General features: G+C 66.7%; 23 protein-coding genes. 9 read left to right on the forward strand and 14 right to left on the reverse strand.

The features are described from left to right. Positions 1–53: 53 nt before the first annotated feature. Complete coding sequence (coaA, locus tag ASE12_RS08135) at positions 54–995, forward strand: type I pantothenate kinase (RefSeq protein WP_056399179.1); 942 nt, start codon at positions 54–56, stop codon at positions 993–995. A 28-nt stretch (positions 996–1023) separates the two neighbouring features. Here coaA and ASE12_RS08140 read toward each other — a convergent pair whose 3' ends face one another. Beyond that, entirely contained in the window at positions 1024–1701 is a 678-nt protein-coding gene (locus ASE12_RS08140) for a hypothetical protein (RefSeq protein WP_157412856.1), read from the reverse strand. A gap of 108 nt (positions 1702–1809) precedes the next feature. Then, positions 1810–2784 (reverse strand): GNAT family N-acetyltransferase, encoded by a 975-nt coding sequence (locus tag ASE12_RS08145; protein WP_056399183.1) that lies wholly within the window; start codon positions 2782–2784, stop codon positions 1810–1812. Positions 2785–2846: 62 nt separating this feature from the next. On the opposite strand from ASE12_RS08145, the gene ASE12_RS08150 reads away from it, so the two are divergent. Continuing rightward, on the forward strand, positions 2847–3212 hold the full coding sequence (locus ASE12_RS08150) for a VOC family protein (protein ID WP_056399184.1): 366 nt from the start codon (positions 2847–2849) through the stop codon (positions 3210–3212). Between the two features lie 3 nt (positions 3213–3215). On the opposite strand, the gene glmM is transcribed toward ASE12_RS08150, so the two are convergent. Genes glmM through rplM form a run of 3 tightly spaced genes read right to left on the reverse strand, consistent with a single transcriptional unit; the run spans position 3216 to position 5521 of the window. Next, the gene (gene glmM, locus ASE12_RS08155) at positions 3216–4562 is read right to left on the reverse strand and encodes a phosphoglucosamine mutase (RefSeq protein WP_056399187.1); all 1347 of its coding nucleotides are present in this window, start codon (positions 4560–4562) and stop codon (positions 3216–3218) included. A gap of 6 nt (positions 4563–4568) precedes the next feature. Then, a complete protein-coding gene (rpsI, locus tag ASE12_RS08160; protein WP_056399189.1) occupies positions 4569–5066 on the reverse strand; it encodes a 30S ribosomal protein S9 in 498 nt (165 codons plus the stop codon). A gap of 11 nt (positions 5067–5077) precedes the next feature. Continuing rightward, positions 5078–5521 carry a 50S ribosomal protein L13 gene (rplM, locus tag ASE12_RS08165; protein WP_056209342.1) on the reverse strand — a complete coding sequence of 148 codons (444 nt, stop codon included), beginning with the start codon at positions 5519–5521 and terminating at the stop codon, positions 5078–5080. Between the two features lie 248 nt (positions 5522–5769). Between rplM and ASE12_RS08170 the strand changes: the two genes are divergently transcribed. From ASE12_RS08170 to ASE12_RS08200, 7 genes are all read left to right on the forward strand, one after another. Next, positions 5770–7065 carry a citrate synthase gene (locus ASE12_RS08170; protein ID WP_056399193.1) on the forward strand — a complete coding sequence of 432 codons (1296 nt, stop codon included), beginning with the start codon at positions 5770–5772 and terminating at the stop codon, positions 7063–7065. Between the two features lie 72 nt (positions 7066–7137). Continuing rightward, complete coding sequence (locus ASE12_RS08175) at positions 7138–7695, forward strand: hypothetical protein (protein ID WP_056399196.1); 558 nt, start codon at positions 7138–7140, stop codon at positions 7693–7695. Positions 7696–7713: 18 nt separating this feature from the next. Beyond that, positions 7714–8508, forward strand: coding sequence for a tRNA pseudouridine(38-40) synthase TruA (gene truA / locus ASE12_RS08180; RefSeq protein WP_200955088.1), 795 nt, complete (start codon positions 7714–7716; stop codon positions 8506–8508). Continuing rightward, on the forward strand, positions 8505–9008 hold the full coding sequence (locus ASE12_RS08185; protein WP_056399207.1) for a GNAT family N-acetyltransferase: 504 nt from the start codon (positions 8505–8507) through the stop codon (positions 9006–9008). The genes truA and ASE12_RS08185 overlap by 4 nt, the downstream gene beginning before the upstream one ends. A gap of 12 nt (positions 9009–9020) precedes the next feature. After that, positions 9021–9362 (forward strand): MmcQ/YjbR family DNA-binding protein, encoded by a 342-nt coding sequence (locus ASE12_RS08190; protein ID WP_056399209.1) that lies wholly within the window; start codon positions 9021–9023, stop codon positions 9360–9362. Next, positions 9359–10129 carry an endo alpha-1,4 polygalactosaminidase gene (locus ASE12_RS20355; protein ID WP_235508870.1) on the forward strand — a complete coding sequence of 257 codons (771 nt, stop codon included), beginning with the start codon at positions 9359–9361 and terminating at the stop codon, positions 10127–10129. Before ASE12_RS08190 ends, ASE12_RS20355 begins: the two co-directional genes overlap by 4 nt. A 12-nt stretch (positions 10130–10141) precedes the next feature. Continuing rightward, positions 10142–10735 (forward strand): class I SAM-dependent methyltransferase, encoded by a 594-nt coding sequence (locus tag ASE12_RS08200; RefSeq protein ID WP_056399211.1) that lies wholly within the window; start codon positions 10142–10144, stop codon positions 10733–10735. On the opposite strand, the gene ASE12_RS08205 is transcribed toward ASE12_RS08200, so the two are convergent. From ASE12_RS08205 to infA, 9 genes are all read right to left on the reverse strand, one after another. After that, on the reverse strand, positions 10728–13190 hold the full coding sequence (locus ASE12_RS08205; RefSeq protein ID WP_056399212.1) for a S8 family serine peptidase: 2463 nt from the start codon (positions 13188–13190) through the stop codon (positions 10728–10730). The genes ASE12_RS08200 and ASE12_RS08205 overlap by 8 nt on opposite strands. Before the next feature lie 138 nt (positions 13191–13328). Next, positions 13329–15677 carry a S8 family serine peptidase gene (locus tag ASE12_RS08210; protein ID WP_056399213.1) on the reverse strand — a complete coding sequence of 783 codons (2349 nt, stop codon included), beginning with the start codon at positions 15675–15677 and terminating at the stop codon, positions 13329–13331. A gap of 205 nt (positions 15678–15882) precedes the next feature. After that, the gene (gene rplQ, locus ASE12_RS08215) at positions 15883–16488 is read right to left on the reverse strand and encodes a 50S ribosomal protein L17 (RefSeq protein ID WP_056399215.1); all 606 of its coding nucleotides are present in this window, start codon (positions 16486–16488) and stop codon (positions 15883–15885) included. 50 nt (positions 16489–16538) lie between these two features. Beyond that, the gene (locus ASE12_RS08220; protein WP_056209366.1) at positions 16539–17549 is read right to left on the reverse strand and encodes a DNA-directed RNA polymerase subunit alpha; all 1011 of its coding nucleotides are present in this window, start codon (positions 17547–17549) and stop codon (positions 16539–16541) included. Between the two features lie 71 nt (positions 17550–17620). Next, complete coding sequence (gene rpsD / locus ASE12_RS08225) at positions 17621–18229, reverse strand: 30S ribosomal protein S4 (protein WP_056209369.1); 609 nt, start codon at positions 18227–18229, stop codon at positions 17621–17623. Positions 18230–18262: 33 nt separating this feature from the next. Beyond that, positions 18263–18658 (reverse strand): 30S ribosomal protein S11, encoded by a 396-nt coding sequence (gene rpsK, locus ASE12_RS08230; protein ID WP_056209373.1) that lies wholly within the window; start codon positions 18656–18658, stop codon positions 18263–18265. Positions 18659–18664: 6 nt separating this feature from the next. Beyond that, positions 18665–19033 carry a 30S ribosomal protein S13 gene (gene rpsM, locus ASE12_RS08235; protein ID WP_056399217.1) on the reverse strand — a complete coding sequence of 123 codons (369 nt, stop codon included), beginning with the start codon at positions 19031–19033 and terminating at the stop codon, positions 18665–18667. A gap of 173 nt (positions 19034–19206) precedes the next feature. Beyond that, positions 19207–19320, reverse strand: a complete 114-nt coding sequence (gene rpmJ / locus ASE12_RS08240; RefSeq protein WP_007540807.1) for a 50S ribosomal protein L36 — start codon at positions 19318–19320, stop codon at positions 19207–19209. A 35-nt stretch (positions 19321–19355) separates the two neighbouring features. Further along, positions 19356–19577 (reverse strand): translation initiation factor IF-1, encoded by a 222-nt coding sequence (gene infA, locus ASE12_RS08245; RefSeq protein WP_007078610.1) that lies wholly within the window; start codon positions 19575–19577, stop codon positions 19356–19358. Positions 19578–19620: the final 43 nt, after the last annotated feature.

The following is a 19620-nucleotide window of genomic DNA, read 5'->3' on the forward strand; positions in this document are numbered from 1 at the left end:
CCGCGAGGGGACCGGCTGTGCCCGTCATACGAGGCAGGCGCGAGAATGGCGGCATGACGCGCGACCAGTCACCGTATGTCGAGCTCGAGCGGGCCGCGTGGGCCGCGCTCGCCGGTGACGCCCCGCAGCCGTTGCAACCCGCGGAGATCGAGCGCGTACGAGGCCTGGGCGACGAGCTCGACCTCGAGGAGGTCCGTCAGGTCTACCTGCCGATGACGCAGCTCATCAGCATGCGCGTACGCCTGGCCGGTGCGCTCTACCAGGCGACCGAGGCGTTCCTCCACGCCCCGCAGGCCAACCGCACCCCGTTCGTCATCGGCATCGCCGGCTCGGTCGCCGTCGGCAAGTCGACCACGGCGCGACTGCTCCGCGAGCTGCTCTCGCACTCCCCCGACCACCCGGTCGTCGACCTGGTCACGACCGACGGCTTCCTGTTCCCCAACGCCGAGCTCGAGCGGCGCGGGCTGCTGGAGCGCAAGGGATTCCCCGAGTCGTACGACCGCAAGGCACTGCTCAGGTTCGTCATGGAGGTCAAGTCCGGCGTCGAGGTCGTCTCCGCCCCGGTCTACTCGCACCTCACCTACGACCGCACCGAGGAGGTCGTGACGCTCAAGGCGCCCGACATCGTCATCGTCGAGGGCCTCAACGTGCTCGCGCCGGCCCGGCCCCGCGGCGACGGCAGCCCCGGCCTGGCGGTCAGCGACTTCTTCGACTTCTCGATCTACGTGGACGCCGCGGCCCGCGATCTGCGTCGCTGGTACGTCGACCGGTTCCTCACGCTCCGCAAGACCGCATTCGCCGATCCGGCGTCCTACTTCCACCGCTACAGCGCGCTGACCGACGAGCAGGCGGAGGCCCGCGCAGGCGAGCTGTGGGACACGATCAACCTGCCCAACCTGCGCGAGAACATCCAGACCACCCGCGGACGGGCATCGCTCGTCCTGCGGAAGGGACCCGACCACTCGGTCGAATGGGTCCGCCTCCGCAAGATCTGAGCGATGCCCTACCGGCGGGTTCCTCGGATCAGATGGGAATGAGGATGCACTGCGTGATGGAGTAGTGCGCCACTCCGCTCGCCAGCGACGCCGCGCCGCTGAACGTCTCGGCCGTTGCTGCGCCATCGAACGTCCCGTTGGTCGTGCCCGGGTTGAAGCGGAAGGCCACGCGGCCCTTGGCATCCGTGTAGTCGGAGGCGTCGAGCGCAGTGGAGCCGAAGTCCACGGTCCGCCCAGCCCTCGCCGGATAGAACGTGTAGACGAACGTCACGTCGCTGGTCGGGCTGGAGCCGAAGTGGCACTGGGTCTGCCGGATCACCTGGACCGTGACCTTCTGGCTCACCACCGTGATCTTTTTGGCGTTGCCGATGATCGACGCCTCGCCGCCACTCCCGGGTGCGTAGTAGCGGAAGTAACGGGTCTTGTAGGTGCTCGGGAAGAACTTGAAGGCGCCTCCAGCGATGCTCGCGCCTTTGGTCTTGGTCTTCCACGAACCGGTCTTGCCGTCACGGTACTGCAGCCAGACCGCGCGGGCATCGTGCGTCGAGACGGTGCCGCTGACGACGAACGTCTCGTACTTCATCACGCTGCTGTGACTGACGGTCAGGTCCTTGGTCGTGGCGTTGGCGGCTTCTGTGGTCAGGCCGACTGCCACCAAACCCGTCGTGGCCACGAGGGCCGCGACGATCATTCGCATGGAACGCATGGTGATCTCCCTGTTGAAGTGTCCCGAGAGGCGTTCGAAAACTACTGCACTTGCAGACAGGGCGTCCGCGTTTTGGAGAAATTGTCTGGACTTTTTATAGAGCTTGGCCTAGACCGTGCGGACGTACTCGCCCAGCCAGCCGACCTGCCGGAACCCCAGCTTCTCGTTGACCGCGATCATCGGTCCGTTGCTCGCGGCGTTGAACGTGTGGACGTGGCGCCGGGTCTCGAGCAGGTCCGCCGCCTCTGCCATCGCCCGCACCTTGAGCGAGAGGCCGAGGCCGTGCCCGCGGTGATCGGCCAGCACCAAGGTGTCCCACTGGTAGGCGTTCAGCGTGTCGGTCTCGGAGAGCTGCAGCTGGGTGTGACCAGCCAGGACACCGTCCGGGGACACCGCGGCGACGACCTGCATGACCCGCCCCTGCTCCTGGAGCAGCCGCTCGTCGGAGCGTATGCGCGCCCGGTCGAAGAACTCGTTCTCGAGCGGGTAGTCGCCCGACGGCGCCTCCTGCACGATGAGCGACAGCAGGTGTGCGTACTGGTCGATCCACTCCTCGGGGCACGGTCCGCGCCACGCGTGCAACGTGTAGCCGTCGCGCGGCGGCGCTTCCGGCAGGTCGGCGGGCAGCGTCAGCACCCGGTGCGCGTCCACGAGGTCGCGGTGAAAGCCCATCGCCTCGGCGAACGCGGTGCGGCCCGAGCCGTCCTGGTCCAGGTCCCATCGCACCTCGACGTACAGCGTGTGGCGGCCGGCCGCCTCGGCGATCTCGGCGAGCCGGGCCAGGACGGCGGTGCCGTGACCCCGACGACGATGCTCGGGGCGTACGAGGACGTCGATGTAGCCGAGGTCGACGTTGTCCTTCTGCGGCATCTCGATGTATCCCATCGCCACCGGGATGCCGGCGTCGTCACGGGCCAGGACACCCTCGATCTTCAGGTGGGGCACGTCCTGCAACAGCTCGGCGCGCTGCTCCCGCGCGGTGTAGGGCCGGTCCCACTCGTCGTCGTGCCCGGCGACGTACACGGCGTGGAAGGCCGCGAACTGGTCGTCATCGGTCGGATCGAGGCGTTCGACGGTCGTCACGCCGGCGAGTCTACGAAATCCGTGCCGTTCTTCTGTCGGTGCCGGGCGGCAGCATGACGCCCATGACCTCATCACGACACCACCGCATCGACTACGTCGAGCTCGCTGCCACGGACCTGCAGCAGCTCAAGACGTTCTACGCCGACACGTTCGGCTGGGCGTTCAACGACTACGGCCCCGACTACGCCGGCATCCAGGGCGCGGCACCCGACGACGCCGAGGTCGGCGGCCTCAACCCCGAGGCCACGCCGAGCCGGGGCGGAGTCTTCGTCCAGCTCTACTCGGACGATCTCGACGCCACGGCCGAGGCCATCCGAGCCAACGGGGGCGAGATCATCAACGGCCCTTACGGGTTCCCGGGCGGTCGCCGGCTCCACTTCGTCGACCCGAGCGGCAACGAGCTCGGCGTCTGGACCGAGCAGCAGTAGGGCTCAGAGCGCGAGCGTGGCGCGCACGACGCCGGCGAGGCGCTGGGCGACCTCGGTCGCCTCGTCGTGCGTCGCCGCCTCGACCATGACCCGGACCAGCGGCTCGGTGCCCGACTGGCGCAGCAGCACCCGGCCGCTGTCGCCGAGCTTCGCCGCGGCGATCGCGACCTCGCCCTGCAGCACGGGGTCGGTGTCGGCGCGGGCCTTGTCGACATCGGGGACGTTGATCAGCACCTGGGGCAGGCGCGTCATGACCGACGCGAGCTGCTCGAGCGTCTGGCCGGTCTCGCGGATGCGGGAGGCGAGGTGCACCGCCGTCAGGACGCCGTCGCCGGTCGTGGCGAAGTCGGCCATGATGACGTGGCCCGACTGCTCGCCACCGAGGCTGTAGCCGCCCGAGCGCATGGCCTCGAGGACGTAGCGGTCGCCCACAGCCGTCTGGATCACCGTGATGCCGGCAGCCTGGAGCGCCTGGACGAAGCCGAGGTTGCTCATCACGGTGGCCACCACGGTGTCGTCCTTGAGCCGGCCGGCGTCACGGGCGGCGATGCCGAGGATCGCGAGGATCTGGTCGCCGTCGACGACGGCACCGGAGTGATCGACCGCGAGGCAACGATCCGCATCGCCGTCGAACGCGAAGCCGACGTCGGCACCGTGCTGGATGACGGCCTTCTGCAGGTCGTCGAGGTGCGTGGAGCCGCAGTTGAGGTTGATGTTGAGACCGTCGGGCTCGGCGTGGATCGGGATCACCGTGGCGCCGAGCTGCTCGAACACCTGGGGTCCGACCTCGTACGCCGCACCGTTGGCGCAGTCGAGCACGATCGTGAGGCCGTCGAGCGGGCCGGGCGCCGACGCGACGAGGTGCTTGACGTACGCACCGACACCGGCGTGGCTGTCGCCGATGCGGCCGACGCCCGAACCTGTCGGCCGGTCCCAAGGCTCCTCGAGGCGCTGCTCGATCTGGAGCTCCAGGTCGTCGTCGAGCTTGAGCCCGCCGCGCGCGAGGAACTTGATGCCGTTGTCGGGCATGGGGTTGTGGCTCGCCGAGATCATGACGCCCATGTCGGCCTGCAGGTAGGACGTCAGGAAGGCCGCACCAGGGGTCGGCACGACGCCGAGCCGGTGCACGTCGACACCCGCAGACGCAAGACCCGCGACCACCGCAGCCTCCAGGAATTCTCCTGAGGCGCGGGGATCGCGGGCAACGACTGCGGTCGGACGCTGGTCGGCGAAAGCACCGACCTCACCGAGGATGTGGGCTGCCGCGACCGCGAGGTCGACGGCCAGCTCTGCGGTCAGATCACGATTCGCGAGTCCGCGAACGCCATCTGTGCCAAAGATCCGGCCCACAGCGGTTTAGCGCTTGCTGTACTGGGGAGCCTTACGGGCCTTCTTGAGGCCGGCCTTCTTGCGCTCCTTGATGCGCGAGTCACGCGTCAGGAGTCCGGCCTTCTTGAGGACCGGGCGGTTGACCTCTTCGTCGATCTGGTTGAGCGAGCGGGCCACACCGAGGCGCAGCGCGCCGGCCTGGCCGGTCATGCCACCACCGGTGACGCGGGCGATGACGTCGAAGCGGTCCTGCAGACCCGTCTCGGCGAAGGCTTCCTTGGCAATCTGCTGGTGCAGCTTGTTGGGGAGGTACTCCTCGAGGGGCTTGCCGTTGACGGTCCACACGCCGGTGCCCGGAACGATGCGGACGCGCGCGATGGCTTCCTTGCGGCGACCCGTCGCAGCACCCGGCGCGATGGTCGCGGGCTTGTCGGAGGTGACAGCGGAGCCAGCGGTCTCGGAGGTGTAGGCAACACCCTCCGCGTTGGTCTCGAACTCGGTCTCTTCGGTGGTGGTCTCAGTCACGATGCTCTTCTTTACTGGGAGATCTGCGTGATCTCGAACGGCTGGGGCTTCTGGGCGTGGTGCGGGTGCTCGGGGCCGGAGTAGACCTTGAGCTTCGTGATCAGCTGATCACCCAGACGGTTCTTGGGGAGCATGCCACGGACCGACTTCTCGATGGCCTTGCGGGCATCCTTGTCGAGCAGGTCACCGTAGGCGATGGACTTGAGTCCGCCCGGGTAGCCGCTGTGGCGGTAGGCCAGCTTGTCGGTGCGCTTGTTGCCCGACAGCGCGACCTTCTCGGCGTTGACGATGATGACGAAGTCGCCACCGTCCACGTGAGGTGCATAGGTCGGCTTGTGCTTGCCGCGCAGCAGCGTCGCAGCCTGGACGGCGAGACGGCCCAGGACGATGTCCTCGGCGTCGATGACGTGCCACTGACGGGTGATGTCAGACGGCTTGGGGCTGAACGTACGCACGGCGTGACCTTCTCGTTCTTGGTGGTGTGGCGGTTGATCAAAACTTTCGGCGGTCGTATCCGCGGCTCAAGCCGACGGAGACACGACACACAAGGTTAACCGGCGGCAGCCACTCGGGTCAAAACGAGTGGGCGCCCCGTCTCACACCCGCGACCCCAGATCGTGTGAATTGCTGACCCGCACTAAGTTGGTTGATGGCTGCATCACCTCGCAGCAGGGCAATTCCCCGCCGTCACAGGAGACCCATCGTGACCGAAAACCAGACTTTGACCGTACGCGACAACCGCACGGGCGAGGAGTACGAGCTCCCGATCACCGACGGCACCGTCCGTGCGAGTGACTTCAACAAGATCGGGAAGTCCGAGAACGAACCCGGCCTCGCGGTCTACGACCCCGGCTTCACCAACACCGCCTCCACCCGTAGCGCCGTCACCTACATCGACGGCGACAAGGGCATCCTGGAGTACCGCGGCTATCCCATCGAGCAGCTCGCGGAGAAGTCCACGTTCCTCGAGGTCGCCTACCTCCTGATCCACGGCGAGCTGCCCACCAAGGAGCAGCACGAGCGCTGGGTGCACGAGATCACGTTCCACACGTTCGTGCACGAGAACGTCAAGTCCCTCATGCAGGGCTTCCGCTACGACGCGCACCCCATGGGCATGCTGCTGTCGAGCGTGGGCGCGCTGTCGACGTTCTATCCCGAGGCGCGCAACATCAGCGATCCCGACGTGCGGCACGAGCAGGTCGTCCGCATGATCGCCAAGATGCCGACACTCGGCGCCTGGTCGTTCCGCCACGCGCAGGGCAAGCCGTACGTCTACCCCGACAACGACCTGACCTACACCGAGAACTTCCTCTCGATGCTGTTCAAGATGAGCGAGCCCAAGTACGACCCGGACCCGCGCCTGGCCAAGGCCCTCGACGTCCTGCTGATCCTGCACGCCGACCACGAGCAGAACTGCTCGACCAACGCGGTCCGCTCCGTCGGGTCGAGCCAGGTCGACCCCTACTCGGCGGTCAGCGCCGGCATCGCCGCGCTCTACGGCCCGCTGCACGGTGGCGCCAATGAGGCAGTGCTCAAGATGCTGCGCCGCATCGGCACCAAGGACAAGATCCCGGCGTTCATCGAGGGCGTCAAGAACGGCGACGAGAAGCTCATGGGCTTCGGGCACCGGGTCTACAAGAACTTCGACCCGCGCGCGACGATCATCAAGAAGGCCTGCGACGACGTGTTCGAGGTCACCGGCGTCAACCCGCTGCTGGAGATCGCGCAGGAGCTCGAGCGCATCGCGCTGGAGGACGACTACTTCATCTCGCGCAAGCTCTACCCCAACGTCGACTTCTACTCCGGCCTGATCTACGAGGCGCTGCAGTTCCCGCCCGAGATGTTCACGGTGCTGTTCGCCATCGGACGTACTCCAGGCTGGCTTGCGCAGTGGCTCGAGCTGGTCGACGACAAGGAGCAGAAGATCGCTCGCCCCAAGCAGATCTACACCGGCGACCGGCAGCTCGAGTTCGTCCCCGCCGAGGAGCGCTGGGCCTGACCGATCGGCAGGCTCTGGAACCACCTGTCGAAATGACGTTCACGCACACGTCCGCTCTGTCACAGTGTCCGCATGAGCGACACGCAGACGGCTGTGCCGACCGGCAGGCTCGCGGTGCTGCTGGTCAGCGTGCTGCTCCTGGGCCTGACGCTGACCTGGAGCTTCCTCAGCATGCGGGCCGTCATGGAGGTCGGCGGCTCGTGCGCTGACGGCGGCCCGTACGTCAGCGCCCAGCCGTGCCCCGGAGGCGCGGGCTTCATCGGCATCGCGGTCCCGCTCATGATCCTGGCCACCTTCGCCGGCAGCTTCGTGGCGGTCAGCATCAGCGCTCCCAACCTGCTGGTCCCGATGTGGACGATCCTGTTCGGCTCGCTCGGCTGGAACTTCCTCGAGTACGCGATCACGTGGCCCGGTGGCGTCGACCCGGGATGGCTGATCTGCGGCATCGTGTTCGAGCTCATGGCCCTGCCCGGACTGATCGCGATCCTTGCGACCCGTGGGGCGATGTGGACGTCGGGCAAGGGCGCCGGCAGCAAGCCGACCGATGCGGGACTGTGGTGGGGCATCTATCTCGCCCTCGGCACGGTCGGTGCGGCACTCGGGGCATGGTCCTTCTACTCGTGGCGGTGAGCCGCCCGGTAGCGTGACCTGGTGCGACTGCGACTGGACCTCTCCTACGACGGAACCAACTTCCGCGGATGGGCCGTCCAGCCGGGCCTGCGCACCGTCCAGGGCGAGGTCGAGGCGGCGATCGCGATGATCCTGCGACTCCCCCGCTCGGCCCAGCTGACCTGTGCCGGTCGCACGGACGCCGGGGTGCACGCCCGCGGCCAGGTCGCCCATGTCGACCTCGACGACGTCGACCCGGGGCACCTCGAGCGGCGGCTGCGCCGGCTGCTGCCCGACGACATCGTGCTGCGCTCGCTGACCGTGGCCCCTGACGGCTTCGACGCGCGGTTCGCTGCGTTGGAACGCCGTTACGCGTACCGAATGTTCGACGGCCCGACCGGCCCCGACCCCCTGACCCGTACCTCGGTGGTTCGGTGGCCGCGCAGGCTCGACGTCGACGCCATGAACGCCGCGAGCGAGCGGCTGCTCGGGCACCACGACTTCGCCTCGTTCTGCAAGAAGCGCGAAGGTGCCACGACGATCCGAACGCTCCGGGAGCTCAGCACGGTCCGCAGCGGCGACAACCTCGAGACGACTGTCCGCGCCGACGCGTTCTGCCACTCCATGGTGCGGTCGCTGATGGGGCTGCTGGTCGCGGTCGGTGAGCGCCGGTACGAGCCGGAGTGGACCGATGAGGTGCTCGCCAAGGCGACGCGCGACGCCCGTGTCATGGTCATGCCGCCACACGGCCTGGTGCTGGAGCAGGTCGTCTATCCCGACGACGCAGGGCTCGCCGCCCGCGCCGCCGAGTCACGCCGCAGGAGGGACGAATGACTCTGCACCTGGTCCGACTCACCCTGCCCGTGTTCGAGGCACTCGCAGCCGAGGACGTCGAGCTGGCCGAGAAGCTCACGGGGCTGACGATGAGTCCGTGGTTCGCCGAACGGGTCGGGATCTGGCACTACATGATCTCGCTGCTCGACGGCCGGCCCGACAACGCCGACTGGCTCATGCAGGCCGTCGTGATGGACGACACCGCCATCGGCAACGCCGGGTTCAAGGGCGCACCGCTCGACGGCCAGGTGGAGCTCGGCTACAGCATCGCGCCCGAGCTGCGCCGTCGTGGCTACGCGTCACAGGTCGTGCGCCTGCTGCTCGACCGCGCCGCCCGTGACCCGCGCATCACTCGGGTCATCGCCCGGATCAACCCAGACAACGCAGCCTCGATCGGCGTCGTCACCAAGGCCGGCTTCGTCCCCGACGGCGACTACCTGAGCCCCAACTCCGGCCTGCAGCTCCAGTTCGTACACCCGATCGAGCGCACCACCCGATGAGAGACTGAGCGCATGGCGGTGACCTGGGCGGACGTCGTGGCGTACGCCGTGACGCTGCCCGAGGTCGCCGAGTCGACGTCCTACGGGACGCCGTGCCTGAAGGTCGCCGGCAAGCTCATGGCGAGGCTCCGCACGGAGGACGACGGCGGGCTCGCGATCAAGTGCTCCGCCTCCGACAAGATGGCGCTCGCCGGCGGGGACGACCCGGCCTACTACACGACGCCGCACTACGACGGCTACAACTACGTGCTCGTACGCCTCGACCAGGCCGACTCCGGCGAGCTGTTCGAGCTCGTCACCGACGCCTGGCACATCGCCGCGCCCGCCACCCTGCGCAAGAAGCACGCGCCGTGAGCGCGTTCCTCGCGACGCTCGTCGCGCTCCTCGGCGTGCTGGCGCCTCCCGGGCCACCGGTGGCCGGTGCTGCCGACTACCAGCTCGGCGGAGCGTACGCGCCGGCCGCAGGCGTCCAGATCGTCACCCGCGACCGTACGGAGAAGCCCGCCGAGGGCGTGTACTCGATCTGCTACGTCAACGCCTTCCAGACCCAGCCGGGCTCGTACGGCTGGTGGAAGCAACGTCATCCCGAGCTCTTGCTGCGCACCTCGAAGGGCAAGGTCGTACGCGATCCGGGCTGGCCCGACGAGATCCTGCTGGACATCCGCACGCCGGCCAAGCGCGCCGCGCTCGCGAAGGTGGTCGGAGCGTGGTTCACCCGGTGTGCCGCGGACGGCTTCCAGGGCACCGAGCCGGACAACCTGGACTCCTGGACTCGGTCACGCGGGCTGCTGCGACAGTCGCACGCCGTGGCGTTCGCCACGCTCATGGTCCGCGACGCGCACCGCGCCGGCCTCGCGATCGCCCAGAAGAACACCCCTGAGCTCTCCGACAAGGGCATCGGCTTCGACTTCGCCGTGGCCGAGGAGTGCGAGGTCTATCGCGAGTGCGGCGCGTACACCAAGGCGTACGGGCGACGGGTCATCGAGATCGAGTACACCGACAACGGCCGCAGCGCCTTCGCGCGCGCCTGCGCTGCCCGCTCGGGCACCCACTCGATCCTGCTGCGCGACCGCGACGTCGTGCCACGCGGCGCTGCGGGCTACGTCTATCGCACCTGCTGAGACAATGAAGGCGTGCCGGACCACTACTTCGACGCCACCCCCTCGATCCCCGACCGGCGGCAGGACGTCACGGCCCGGATCTGGGGCAAGGAGCTGACGTTCACGACGTCAGCCGGCGTGTTCTCGCACGACGGCCTCGACAAGGCCACCGCCGTGCTCCTGCGCACCTCCACCCCGCCGGCCGGAGGGACGATCCTCGACCTGGGCTGCGGCTGGGGCCCCATCGCGTGCGCGCTCGCCGACGCCGGCGCCGGCGCGACGGTGTGGGCGACCGACCCCAACGAGCGCGCCCTCGAGCTGACCGCGCTCAACGCGTCCCGCCTCGGCGTCACGGTGCACGCCGCGCTGCCCGACGACGTACCGGCAGACGTGGTGTTCGACGAGATCTGGTCCAACCCGCCGATCCGCATCGGCAAGCAGGCGCTGCACGACCTGCTCCTGCGTTGGCTGCCCCGCCTCGCGCCCGACGGGGTCGCCCGCCTCGTGGTCGGCAAGAACCTCGGCGCCGACTCGCTGCAACGCTGGCTCACCGACCAGGGCTGGCCGACCGAGCGCGTCGCGAGCGAGAAGGGCTTCCGGGTCCTCGAGGTCCGCCGCACTACTTAGAGACGATCCGCTCGTAAGCGGAGTACTTCGCGTTGATGTTCTCGTTGCCCGCATATCGAACGCGGATCTCGTGGGTGCCCTTCGACAGCCGAGGGAGAGTGATGGTCTTCCTCCCGTTGCTGCTGCCGTAGAGGTAGGAATTGGCGATGACCCGCGACCCGTCGTAGATCTTGAGCGCCCCGGAAGGCTGCGGGACGTTCGGCACGGTGACGACCAATGAGAGCTTGGCCCGACTCGTGTAGCGAATCTTCGAGATCAGCGAAGTCCGCATGACCGCACTGGCCTTGACGACCGTGACGATCTGGTACGGCGACGCGGAGGACGACGTCGTGGTGTGCTGGCTCTCCACGTCGTACTTTCCGACGTACGTCGTACGAACCCGCATGGATCCCACCTTCCACTTGTCGCCCGGAATGGTGAGCTCAGCCTTGCCATCCACCAAGTCGACCCATCCGGTGAGGTCCAAGTCGTCGGCACGCACGGCAACAGGTGCGTCCTCGACATGGTCAGCAAGCGGACCCCCACCCTCAAGGCCGCGCACGACGACGGAGGTTGTGTAGGGCGTCCCATACACGATCGGCTCGGTCGGCACCGTCATCGCGACACTTGGCCCCACCCTGACCAGACCAGTTTGGGATGTCCATTGACTCACTTCCGAGTACAAACCCGACTTCGGGGTGACCCTCAACTGCAGCATGGCGCCTACGTCATCCACTGTCGGATAGTAGAACCGAGAGTCCGTGCCGACCGGTTGAACATTCATGTAGTCCGCGCTGATACGGAACCACTGGAAGCGGAGGTCCGGATTGCCCTGCCACTGCCCCGGGTACGCGATGAACGGCTCGTTGACCACGTGCTCGCCACCCCACTGAGTTTCGGTCCACGGCACGGGAATGCGGCTCAGATCGAACATTCCGCGCCCGCACCAGGCATGACCGGAGCAGTTCAGGTCGAACGTGTAGGTGCGACCGCCGATCACGACCTTCTTCTTTGCGTAGGTGGCCGATTTCGCCCGGAAGGGAGAGGTGGACGCCAACACAGCCGTTTCAAGCTTCGACGCGGAGATCGCCACCGGCTCACCCCGTGGGTCCGGCTCCTTGAGCAACGACAGGATGAGCGCAGCACCTCCGGACACTTGCGGAGCGGCCATGCTGGTGCCCTCGTAGGCAAGCGTGCCGTCGACGCCTGGCGTGGAGCGATGCCGATCGCCGAGTGACGGGATGAGCTCTGCTTCCCCGCCGATGAGGGTGTCACCGCCAGGCGCAGAAAGATCGACGGAGGAGCCGATGTTCGAGTAGGTCGCGCTAAACCCCTTCCGACCTAGCGCGCCCACGGAGATGAACCCGGGGCAGGACGCGGGGACTGCAAGGTTGGCATTCGCTCCATCGTTCCCAGCGGCAGCGACGAAGATCGAACCCCGTGCACGGCCCGCTGCAGCGGCAGTGGCGTAGGCCTTGCAGGCGCGATCGCGGTCGGCGCCCCTGCCGTACGTATAGCCGAGCGACAGGTTGACGATCTGGGACGGGAATTGATTGTCTGGCACACCGGCGACGCTCCCTCCGCTGGCCCAAGTGATCCCGGCGAGGATGTCCGAGTCCCACCCGCCGCAGCGACCCAGAACACGAACCGCCTGCACCTTGGAGCCGCGAGCAACGCCTCGGATTCCGTAGTTCCCGTCCGAGGCAATCTGACCGGCGACGAACGTGCCGTGCCAGGAACTGTTCTGGGGCGGCGAGTTCCGGTAGCACTGCCCTCTGGTGACCCAATCCCCTGGATCCGCCGGATTCGCGTCCCGACCATCCCCGTCATTGGCAGTGAAAAAGGTCTTTACACTCGCCTTGGGATCGTCTGGTCCCACCATGTCGTAACCAGGAACTTGCTGGCCAGCAAGAGCCGCGTGACTCGTGACACCAGTGTCCAAGACCGCCACCCGTACGTCGCTGGAGCCAGAGGTCTTACGCCAAAGACCTGGCGCCTTGATGGTGTACCCGCCAGCTGGGGTCGCGGGGACCACGTCCCAGAGGTTCCACTGCGTACTCTCGTAATGCGGGTATCCCGGAGGTCTGTACTGCCGCTGCCGCAGGGTGTCCGGAACTGCCCACACCACATCTGACCGCTTCTCGAGGTCTGACGCTGCTTCTGTTGCCACCTCGGCGCCAACTTCCGCGTCGAAACGGACAGTGGAGATCCTGCCTGTCAGCTTGGCATCGTCCACCACGTTGGCTTCACCACCAAGCGCATCGTCCGCGGTTTCGAGGGCATCGTCCGACACACCCTGAGTCGTGGTCTGGACGATCAGTCCACGAGCCACCGCCTCTGGCTGATCGCCGGACAGTGATGTCCGGTCCGACACCACGGGAGCGACTGACTCCTCGGCGGACGCCGTCATCGCGAGACCCGAGACGGTCATGGCAGTCAGGGCAAGAACGGTCAGGGACCGGCGATACGTCGACACGAGTGGAGCTCCCCAGAGAAAAGGCCCAACTCGAGACGCTGTGCCGTCGGCCAAATTTATCAGCGATCAGCGCCACAAAAGACCGGAACGCAGAAAGCCCGTCGCCTTGCGGTGACGGGCCCCCTGATGACGCAATGCCTACTTGGAGACGATGGTCTTGTACGAGGAGTACTTCGCGACGATGCTCTCGTTGCCGTAGTAGTAGACCCGGATCCAGTGCTTGCCGGCCTTCAGCCTGGGCAGCGATATCGTCCGCGTCCCGTGCGTGCTGCCGAAGAGATGCGACGTGGTGATGGCCCGATCACCGTCGTAGACCTTGATGTCGCCCGAGGGGTTCGGGTCACCGGAGACCTTCACCGTCACCCTCAGTGAAGCGTGCGAGGTGCGCTTGACTGTCGAGCTGAGCGATGTCGTCACGAAAGAGGTGGCCTTGGCCACACTGACCCAGGTGCCGGGTGACGAGGCGGGGTTGGTGGTCCCATCGCCGAGGAACGCAGCTCTGACGGGGTATGCGCCGCCGGCCCACGCGGTACCCGTGATCGTGATCGAGGCCTGGTGATCGACCAGCGTCCCCGACCCCATCACGGTGTGGGGTCCGCGGCGAATCTCGACGGGGCCGCTCGCCACGTCTGGCGAGTAGACGACGGCCACGTCGGCGACACCGTGCTTCTCCTTGCCGACGCCGCTCAGCTGCATCGCGGGGCCGGAGAGGACCGGGGCGGACGTCGCAGTCGTGGTGAATGGCGAGAAGCCGCTCGTCGTGAACAGGTTGCCCGGGTAGGCCGTCACGGTGAGCTGCTTGCCTGCATCCTGCGGCAACGGCGTGTAGTAGGAGGCCGTAAGCGGGTCGGTGTACGGACCGGGGCCCGACGGATCCGGTCCAGGGGTGTTCGCCCCTCCCGACCAGTGGAACAGGAGCGGCCCCTTGGCAACGTACGGCGGCAGCACGACCTGGAGCGGCTCACCGATGACAGGAGCGTTGGCGAAGCTCGCCTCCCCCAACGGATACTGCACCTTGCTCAAGTCGAGGATTCCCGTGCCGCACCAGCGATGCCCTCGGCAATTGAGGTCGAAGTAGTAGTAACGGCCGCCGATCCTGACCTTCTTGCGGCTGTACGCGGCAGACACCGGCCGGAAGTAGGTGGTGGAGTCCATCAAGGCCGCACGTACCTCGGTAGGACCTGCAAGGCCGAGTGAGAACAACAGAGCCGCGCCCGCCGAGACCTGCGGGGTGGCCATGCTCGTGCCCTCGTAACGGACGTAGGTGCTCAGCTTGGCACCCGTCGTGCCGGTGTTGCCCAGTCCGAGGATGCTGTCCCTGGCACCCTCGACCATGGTGTCGCCGCCCGGAGCGGAGATGTCGACCGAGGCTCCGATGTTCGAGTAGAGCGCACTGTAGCCCTTGGCGCTGGTCGCCCCGACCGACATGAAGCCGCTGCAGGACGCAGGAACCGCCCAGTCGGCGTTGCTGCCGTCGTTGCCGGCAGCCGCGATCAACAGTGACCCATTGGTCCGAGCGACCGCAGCTGCGGACGTGTACGCCTCGCAGGCCGCCGCGCGATCGGTTGCGTTTCCGTACGTGTAGCCCAACGACAGGTTGATGACCTGGGACGGTGTCTGGTTCTGAGGGACCCCGTTGACCGGCTCACCGGACGCCCAGAGGATGCCGGCGATGATGTCGGAGTCCCAGCCTCCACAGCGGCCAAGCACGCGCACGGGCTGCACCTTGACACCCGGCGCCACACCCACGACACCGGGTCCGTTGTTCGCCTTCGCTGCGACCTGGCCGGCGACGAACGTGCCGTGCCACGAGCTCGTCGACCCGGGCGAGTTCTGGTAGCAGAGGCCTCGCGACGCCCAGTCGCCCGGATCAGTCGGATCCGAGTCCCAGCCGTCGCCGTCGTTCGCGGACACGAAGCTCGGTGTGGTGGCATCGGGGTCATCCGGCCCGGCGAAGTCCCAGCCGTCGACCAGCTGGCCGTCCAGCTCGGTGTTGGGCAGGATGCCGGTGTCGACCACAGCGACGCGCACATCCGACGACCCCTCCGTCGCGCGCCACAGGGACGGCGCCTTGATGCTGTAGCCGCCCTTGGGCGTGGTGTAGCTGGAGTCCCACAGGTTCCTCTGGCTCGGGAACAGCGAATCGTTGGGTGCCACCGGCGGTGCCGCCTCGATCGTGCGTCGTACGTTCGGGGCTGCCCACACGACGTCGCTGCGCTTGGCCACGTCCGCTGCCACGTCAGCGGCGACGTCGGCAGGCACCTCCTGGTCGAAGTCGATCGTCGAGATCTTGCCGGCGACCTTGTCGTCGTCGGCGACGTTCGCCTCGGACCCGAGAGCGTCGTCCGTGGCGTCGAGCGCCGCATCCGACGGGGTCGACGTCGTGGTCTTGACGATCAGGCCGCGAGCCACCGGCTCGGGCCGGTCGGGCGAGGGCCGGTCGGAAGCAGCGACCGCGGGGGCAGGCTCCTCGGCGGAAGCGGTCATCGCGAGACCCGAGACGGTCAAGGCAGTCAGGGCAAGAACGGTCAGGGACCGGCGATACGTCGACACGAGTGGAGCTCCCCAGAGAAAAAGGCCCAACTCGAAACGCTGTGCCGTCGGCCAAATTTATCAGCGATCAGAGTCGCGGATGACCAGAACGCAGAAAGCCCGTCACCTCGCGGTGACGGGCTTCCTGATGACGCGATGCCTACTTGGCGTCGTCCTCGGTGGTCTCCTCGGCGGGAGCCTCCTCAGCGACGTCGGCCTCAGCCTCGGTGGCCTCGGCGACCGTCTCGGCTGCCTCAGCAGCGTCGTCGGTGGCGTCGACGGGAACGTCGGTGCCCAGGTCCTCGGTCTCGACGACCTCGGTCTCCTCGACTGCCGGCTCCTCGACGGGCGCAGCGGCCTTGGGAGCAGCCTTGGCCTTCTTGGGCGTCTGGTTCTGCGCGCCGAACTGCTTGGCCTCGACGATCTCGATGACGGCCATGGGGGCGTTGTCGCCCTTGCGCGGCGCGACCTTCGTGATGCGCGTGTAGCCGCCGGGACGGGTCGCCATGGCGGGACCGATCTCGGTGAACAGCGTGTGCAGGATGCTCTTGTCACGGATGACCTTGACGACCTGGCGGCGGTTGGCCACCGTGTCCGTCTTGGCCTTCGTGATGAGCGACTCCGCGTAGGGGCGCAGGCGACGGGCCTTGGCCTCGGTCGTCGTGATCTTGCCGTGCTCGAACAGGTTCTGCGCGAGGTTGGCGAGGATCAGACGCTGGTGGGCCGGGCTACCGCCGAGGCGAGGTCCCTTGGTGGGGGTGGGCATTGTTTCGTCTCCAAATGTGTTCGGGCTGAGCCGTCAAGGACGGGCAGTACTCAGTACTGCTCGTCCTCGGCGAAGCTGGCGTCGTCGTCGTAGGCGTCGATGACGGCCGACGGGTCGAAACCGGCCGGGCTGTCCTTGAGCGCGAGACCCATCTCGGCGAGCTTGGCCTTGACCTCGTCGATCGACTTCGAACCGAAGTTGCGAATGTCGAGCAGGTCCTGCTCCGAGCGCGTGATGAGCTCACCCACGGTGTGGATGCCCTCGCGCTTGAGGCAGTTGTAGGAGCGCACCGTGAAGTTGAGGTCCTCGATCGGCAGGGCCAGGTCGGCAGCGAGCTGCTCGTCGACCGGGCTCGGACCGATGTCGATGCCCTCGGCCTCGACGTTGAGCTCACGAGCCAGGCCGAACAGCTCCACCAGGGTGGAACCGGCCGACGCGATCGCGTCACGCGGGAGGATCGACTTCTTGGTCTCGACGTCGATGACGAGCTTGTCGAAGTCCGTACGCTGCTCGACTCGGGTCGCCTCGACCTTGTAGGTCACCTTGAGGACCGGCGAGTAGATCGAGTCGACCGGCATGCGGCCGATCTCTTCGTCACCGGACTTGTTCTGCACGGCCGAGACGTAGCCACGGCCACGCTCGACGACGAGCTCGATCTCGATCTTGCCCTTGGCGTTGAGCGTCGCGATGTGCAGGTCGGGGTTGTGGACCTCGACACCGGCCGGGGGCTGGATGTCGGCGGCGGTCACGTCACCGGCGCCCTCCTTGCGGAGGTACATGACGACGGGCTCGTCGTTCTCCGAGGAGACCACGAGCTCCTTGAGGTTGAGGATGATCTCGGTGACGTCCTCGGTCACGCCGGGGACGGTCGAGAACTCGTGCAGGACGCCGTCGATCTTGATCGACGTGACGGCCGCACCCGGGATCGACGACAGGAGCGTACGACGAAGCGAGTTGCCGAGGGTGTAGCCGAAGCCGGGCTCCAGGGGCTCGATGACGAACCGCGAACGGAACTCGTCGACGACCTCTTCGGACAGGGCGGGGCGCTGGGCGATGAGCATTGTTTCTTCCTTTCCGGACCAACCTCTATTTGAAGGTCCGGGTTGTTTTCTCTGGTGAGAGCGGGGCCAGATCAGATCTTGGAGTAGAACTCCACGATCAGCTGTTCGTTGATCGGGACCGTGATCTGCTCGCGCACAGGCTGGCTGTGAACGAGGATCCGGCCGCGCTCGGGCGCGACGTCGAGCCAGGCCGGCACGGTGTCGCGGTCATGGGTCTCACGCGCGACGATGAACGGCGTGGTCTCCAGGGACTTGGTCTTGACGTCGATGATGTCGTGCTTGCTCACCTGGAACGACGGGATGTCGGTCTTGACGCCGTTGACCACGAAGTGACCGTGGTTGACGAGCTGGCGGGCGTGACGACGCGTACGGGCGAAGCCGGCACGGTAGACGACGTTGTCGAGGCGCGACTCGAGGATCTGCAGCAGGTTGTCGCCGGTCTTGCCGGGACGACGCGAGGCGAGTTCGTAGTACTTGCGGAACTGCTTCTCGAGCACTCCGTAGGTGTAACGCGCCTTCTGCTTCTCGAGCAGCTGGTTGCGGTACTCCGACTCCTTGACGCGCGCGCGGCCGTGCTGGCCGGGAGGGTAAGGACGCTTTTCGAATGCAGCGTCACCACCGACGAGGTCGATGCCGAGGCGGCGCGACTTCTTGGTGAGAGGTCCGGTGTAACGGGCCATGGTTGATAGCTCCTAGAAAGAATTCAGTCGACGTCAGAGACGACGGTGCTTGGGGGGACGGCAGCCGTTGTGCGGGCTGGGTGTCACGTCGGAGATGGTGCCGACCTCGAGGCCGACTCCGCTCAGTGACCGGATCGCCGTCTCGCGGCCCGAACCGGGGCCCTTCACGAAGACGTCGACCTTCTTCATCCCGTGCTCCATCGCCTGACGACCGGCCGACTCGGCAGCCATGCCGGCTGCGAACGGCGTCGACTTGCGCGAGCCCTTGAATCCGACGGTTCCGCCGGAGGCCCATGCGATCACGGCGCCCGAAGGATCCGTGATGGTGACGTGGGTGTTGTTGAACGTGCTCTTGATGTGGGCCTCGCCCTGAGCGACGTTCTTCTTCTCCTTGCGGCGAACCTTCTTGCCAGCTGTCTTAGGAGGCATGCGCTATCACTTCTTCTTTCCGGCGACGGTGCGCTTGGGGCCCTTGCGGGTACGCGCGTTGGTCTTGGTGCGCTGGCCACGAACGGGCAGGTGCGCACGGTGGCGACGGCCCTGGTAGCTGCCGATCTCCATCTTGCGGCGAATGTCACCGGTGACCGTACGACGCAGGTCGCCCTCGGTCTGGTAGTTCGCTTCGATGTGATCGCGCAGAGCGACGAGGTCGTTGTCGTCGAGCTCGTGGACGCGCTTGTCCGGGCTGATGCCGGTTGCTGCGAGGGTCTCGGTGGCGCGTGTGCGACCGATCCCGAATACATACGTGAGTGCGATCTCGATGCGCTTTTCGCGCGGGAGGTCGACTCCTACGAGGCGTGCCATCTAGGCATTTCCTTCCATTCGGCGAGGTATGGCCACCTGATGCATCCCGACTGCCTCCAGGATCTTTGGTCGATCCTGAGTCGGGCTCCGGCCTACGCTTCCGGAGGTGACCCGCCACGATCGTGCTGTGACGGGAGCGATCAGATGTTTCGTGTTGCTGTGAAGAACTCTGCTCAGCCCTGGCGCTGCTTGTGACGCGGGTTTTCGCAGATCACCATGACGTTGCCGTGGCGACGAATCACCTTGCACTTGTCACAGATCTTCTTCACGCTCGGGTTGACCTTCATCGAGATTCTCTCTTTGGGATCTGAACGTGTTGGATTTACTTGTAGCGGTAGACGATGCGGCCGCGGGAGAGGTCGTACGGCGAGAGCTCCACCACAACGCGGTCCTCGGGGAGGATGCGGATGTAGTGCTGGCGCATCTTGCCGCTGATGTGCGCGAGAACCTTGTGGCCATTGGCCAGCTCCACGCGGAACATCGCGTTGGGAAGTGCCTCAACTACGGCGCCTTCCATCTCGATGACGCCTTCTTTTTTCGCCATAACCTCTTCTTCGTGTCGCTTGTCTGGCCGATCGGCCCGTTCT

The organism is Aeromicrobium sp. Root236, assembly GCF_001428805.1.
In the GTDB taxonomy this organism is placed as follows: Bacteria; Actinomycetota; Actinomycetes; order Propionibacteriales; family Nocardioidaceae; genus Aeromicrobium.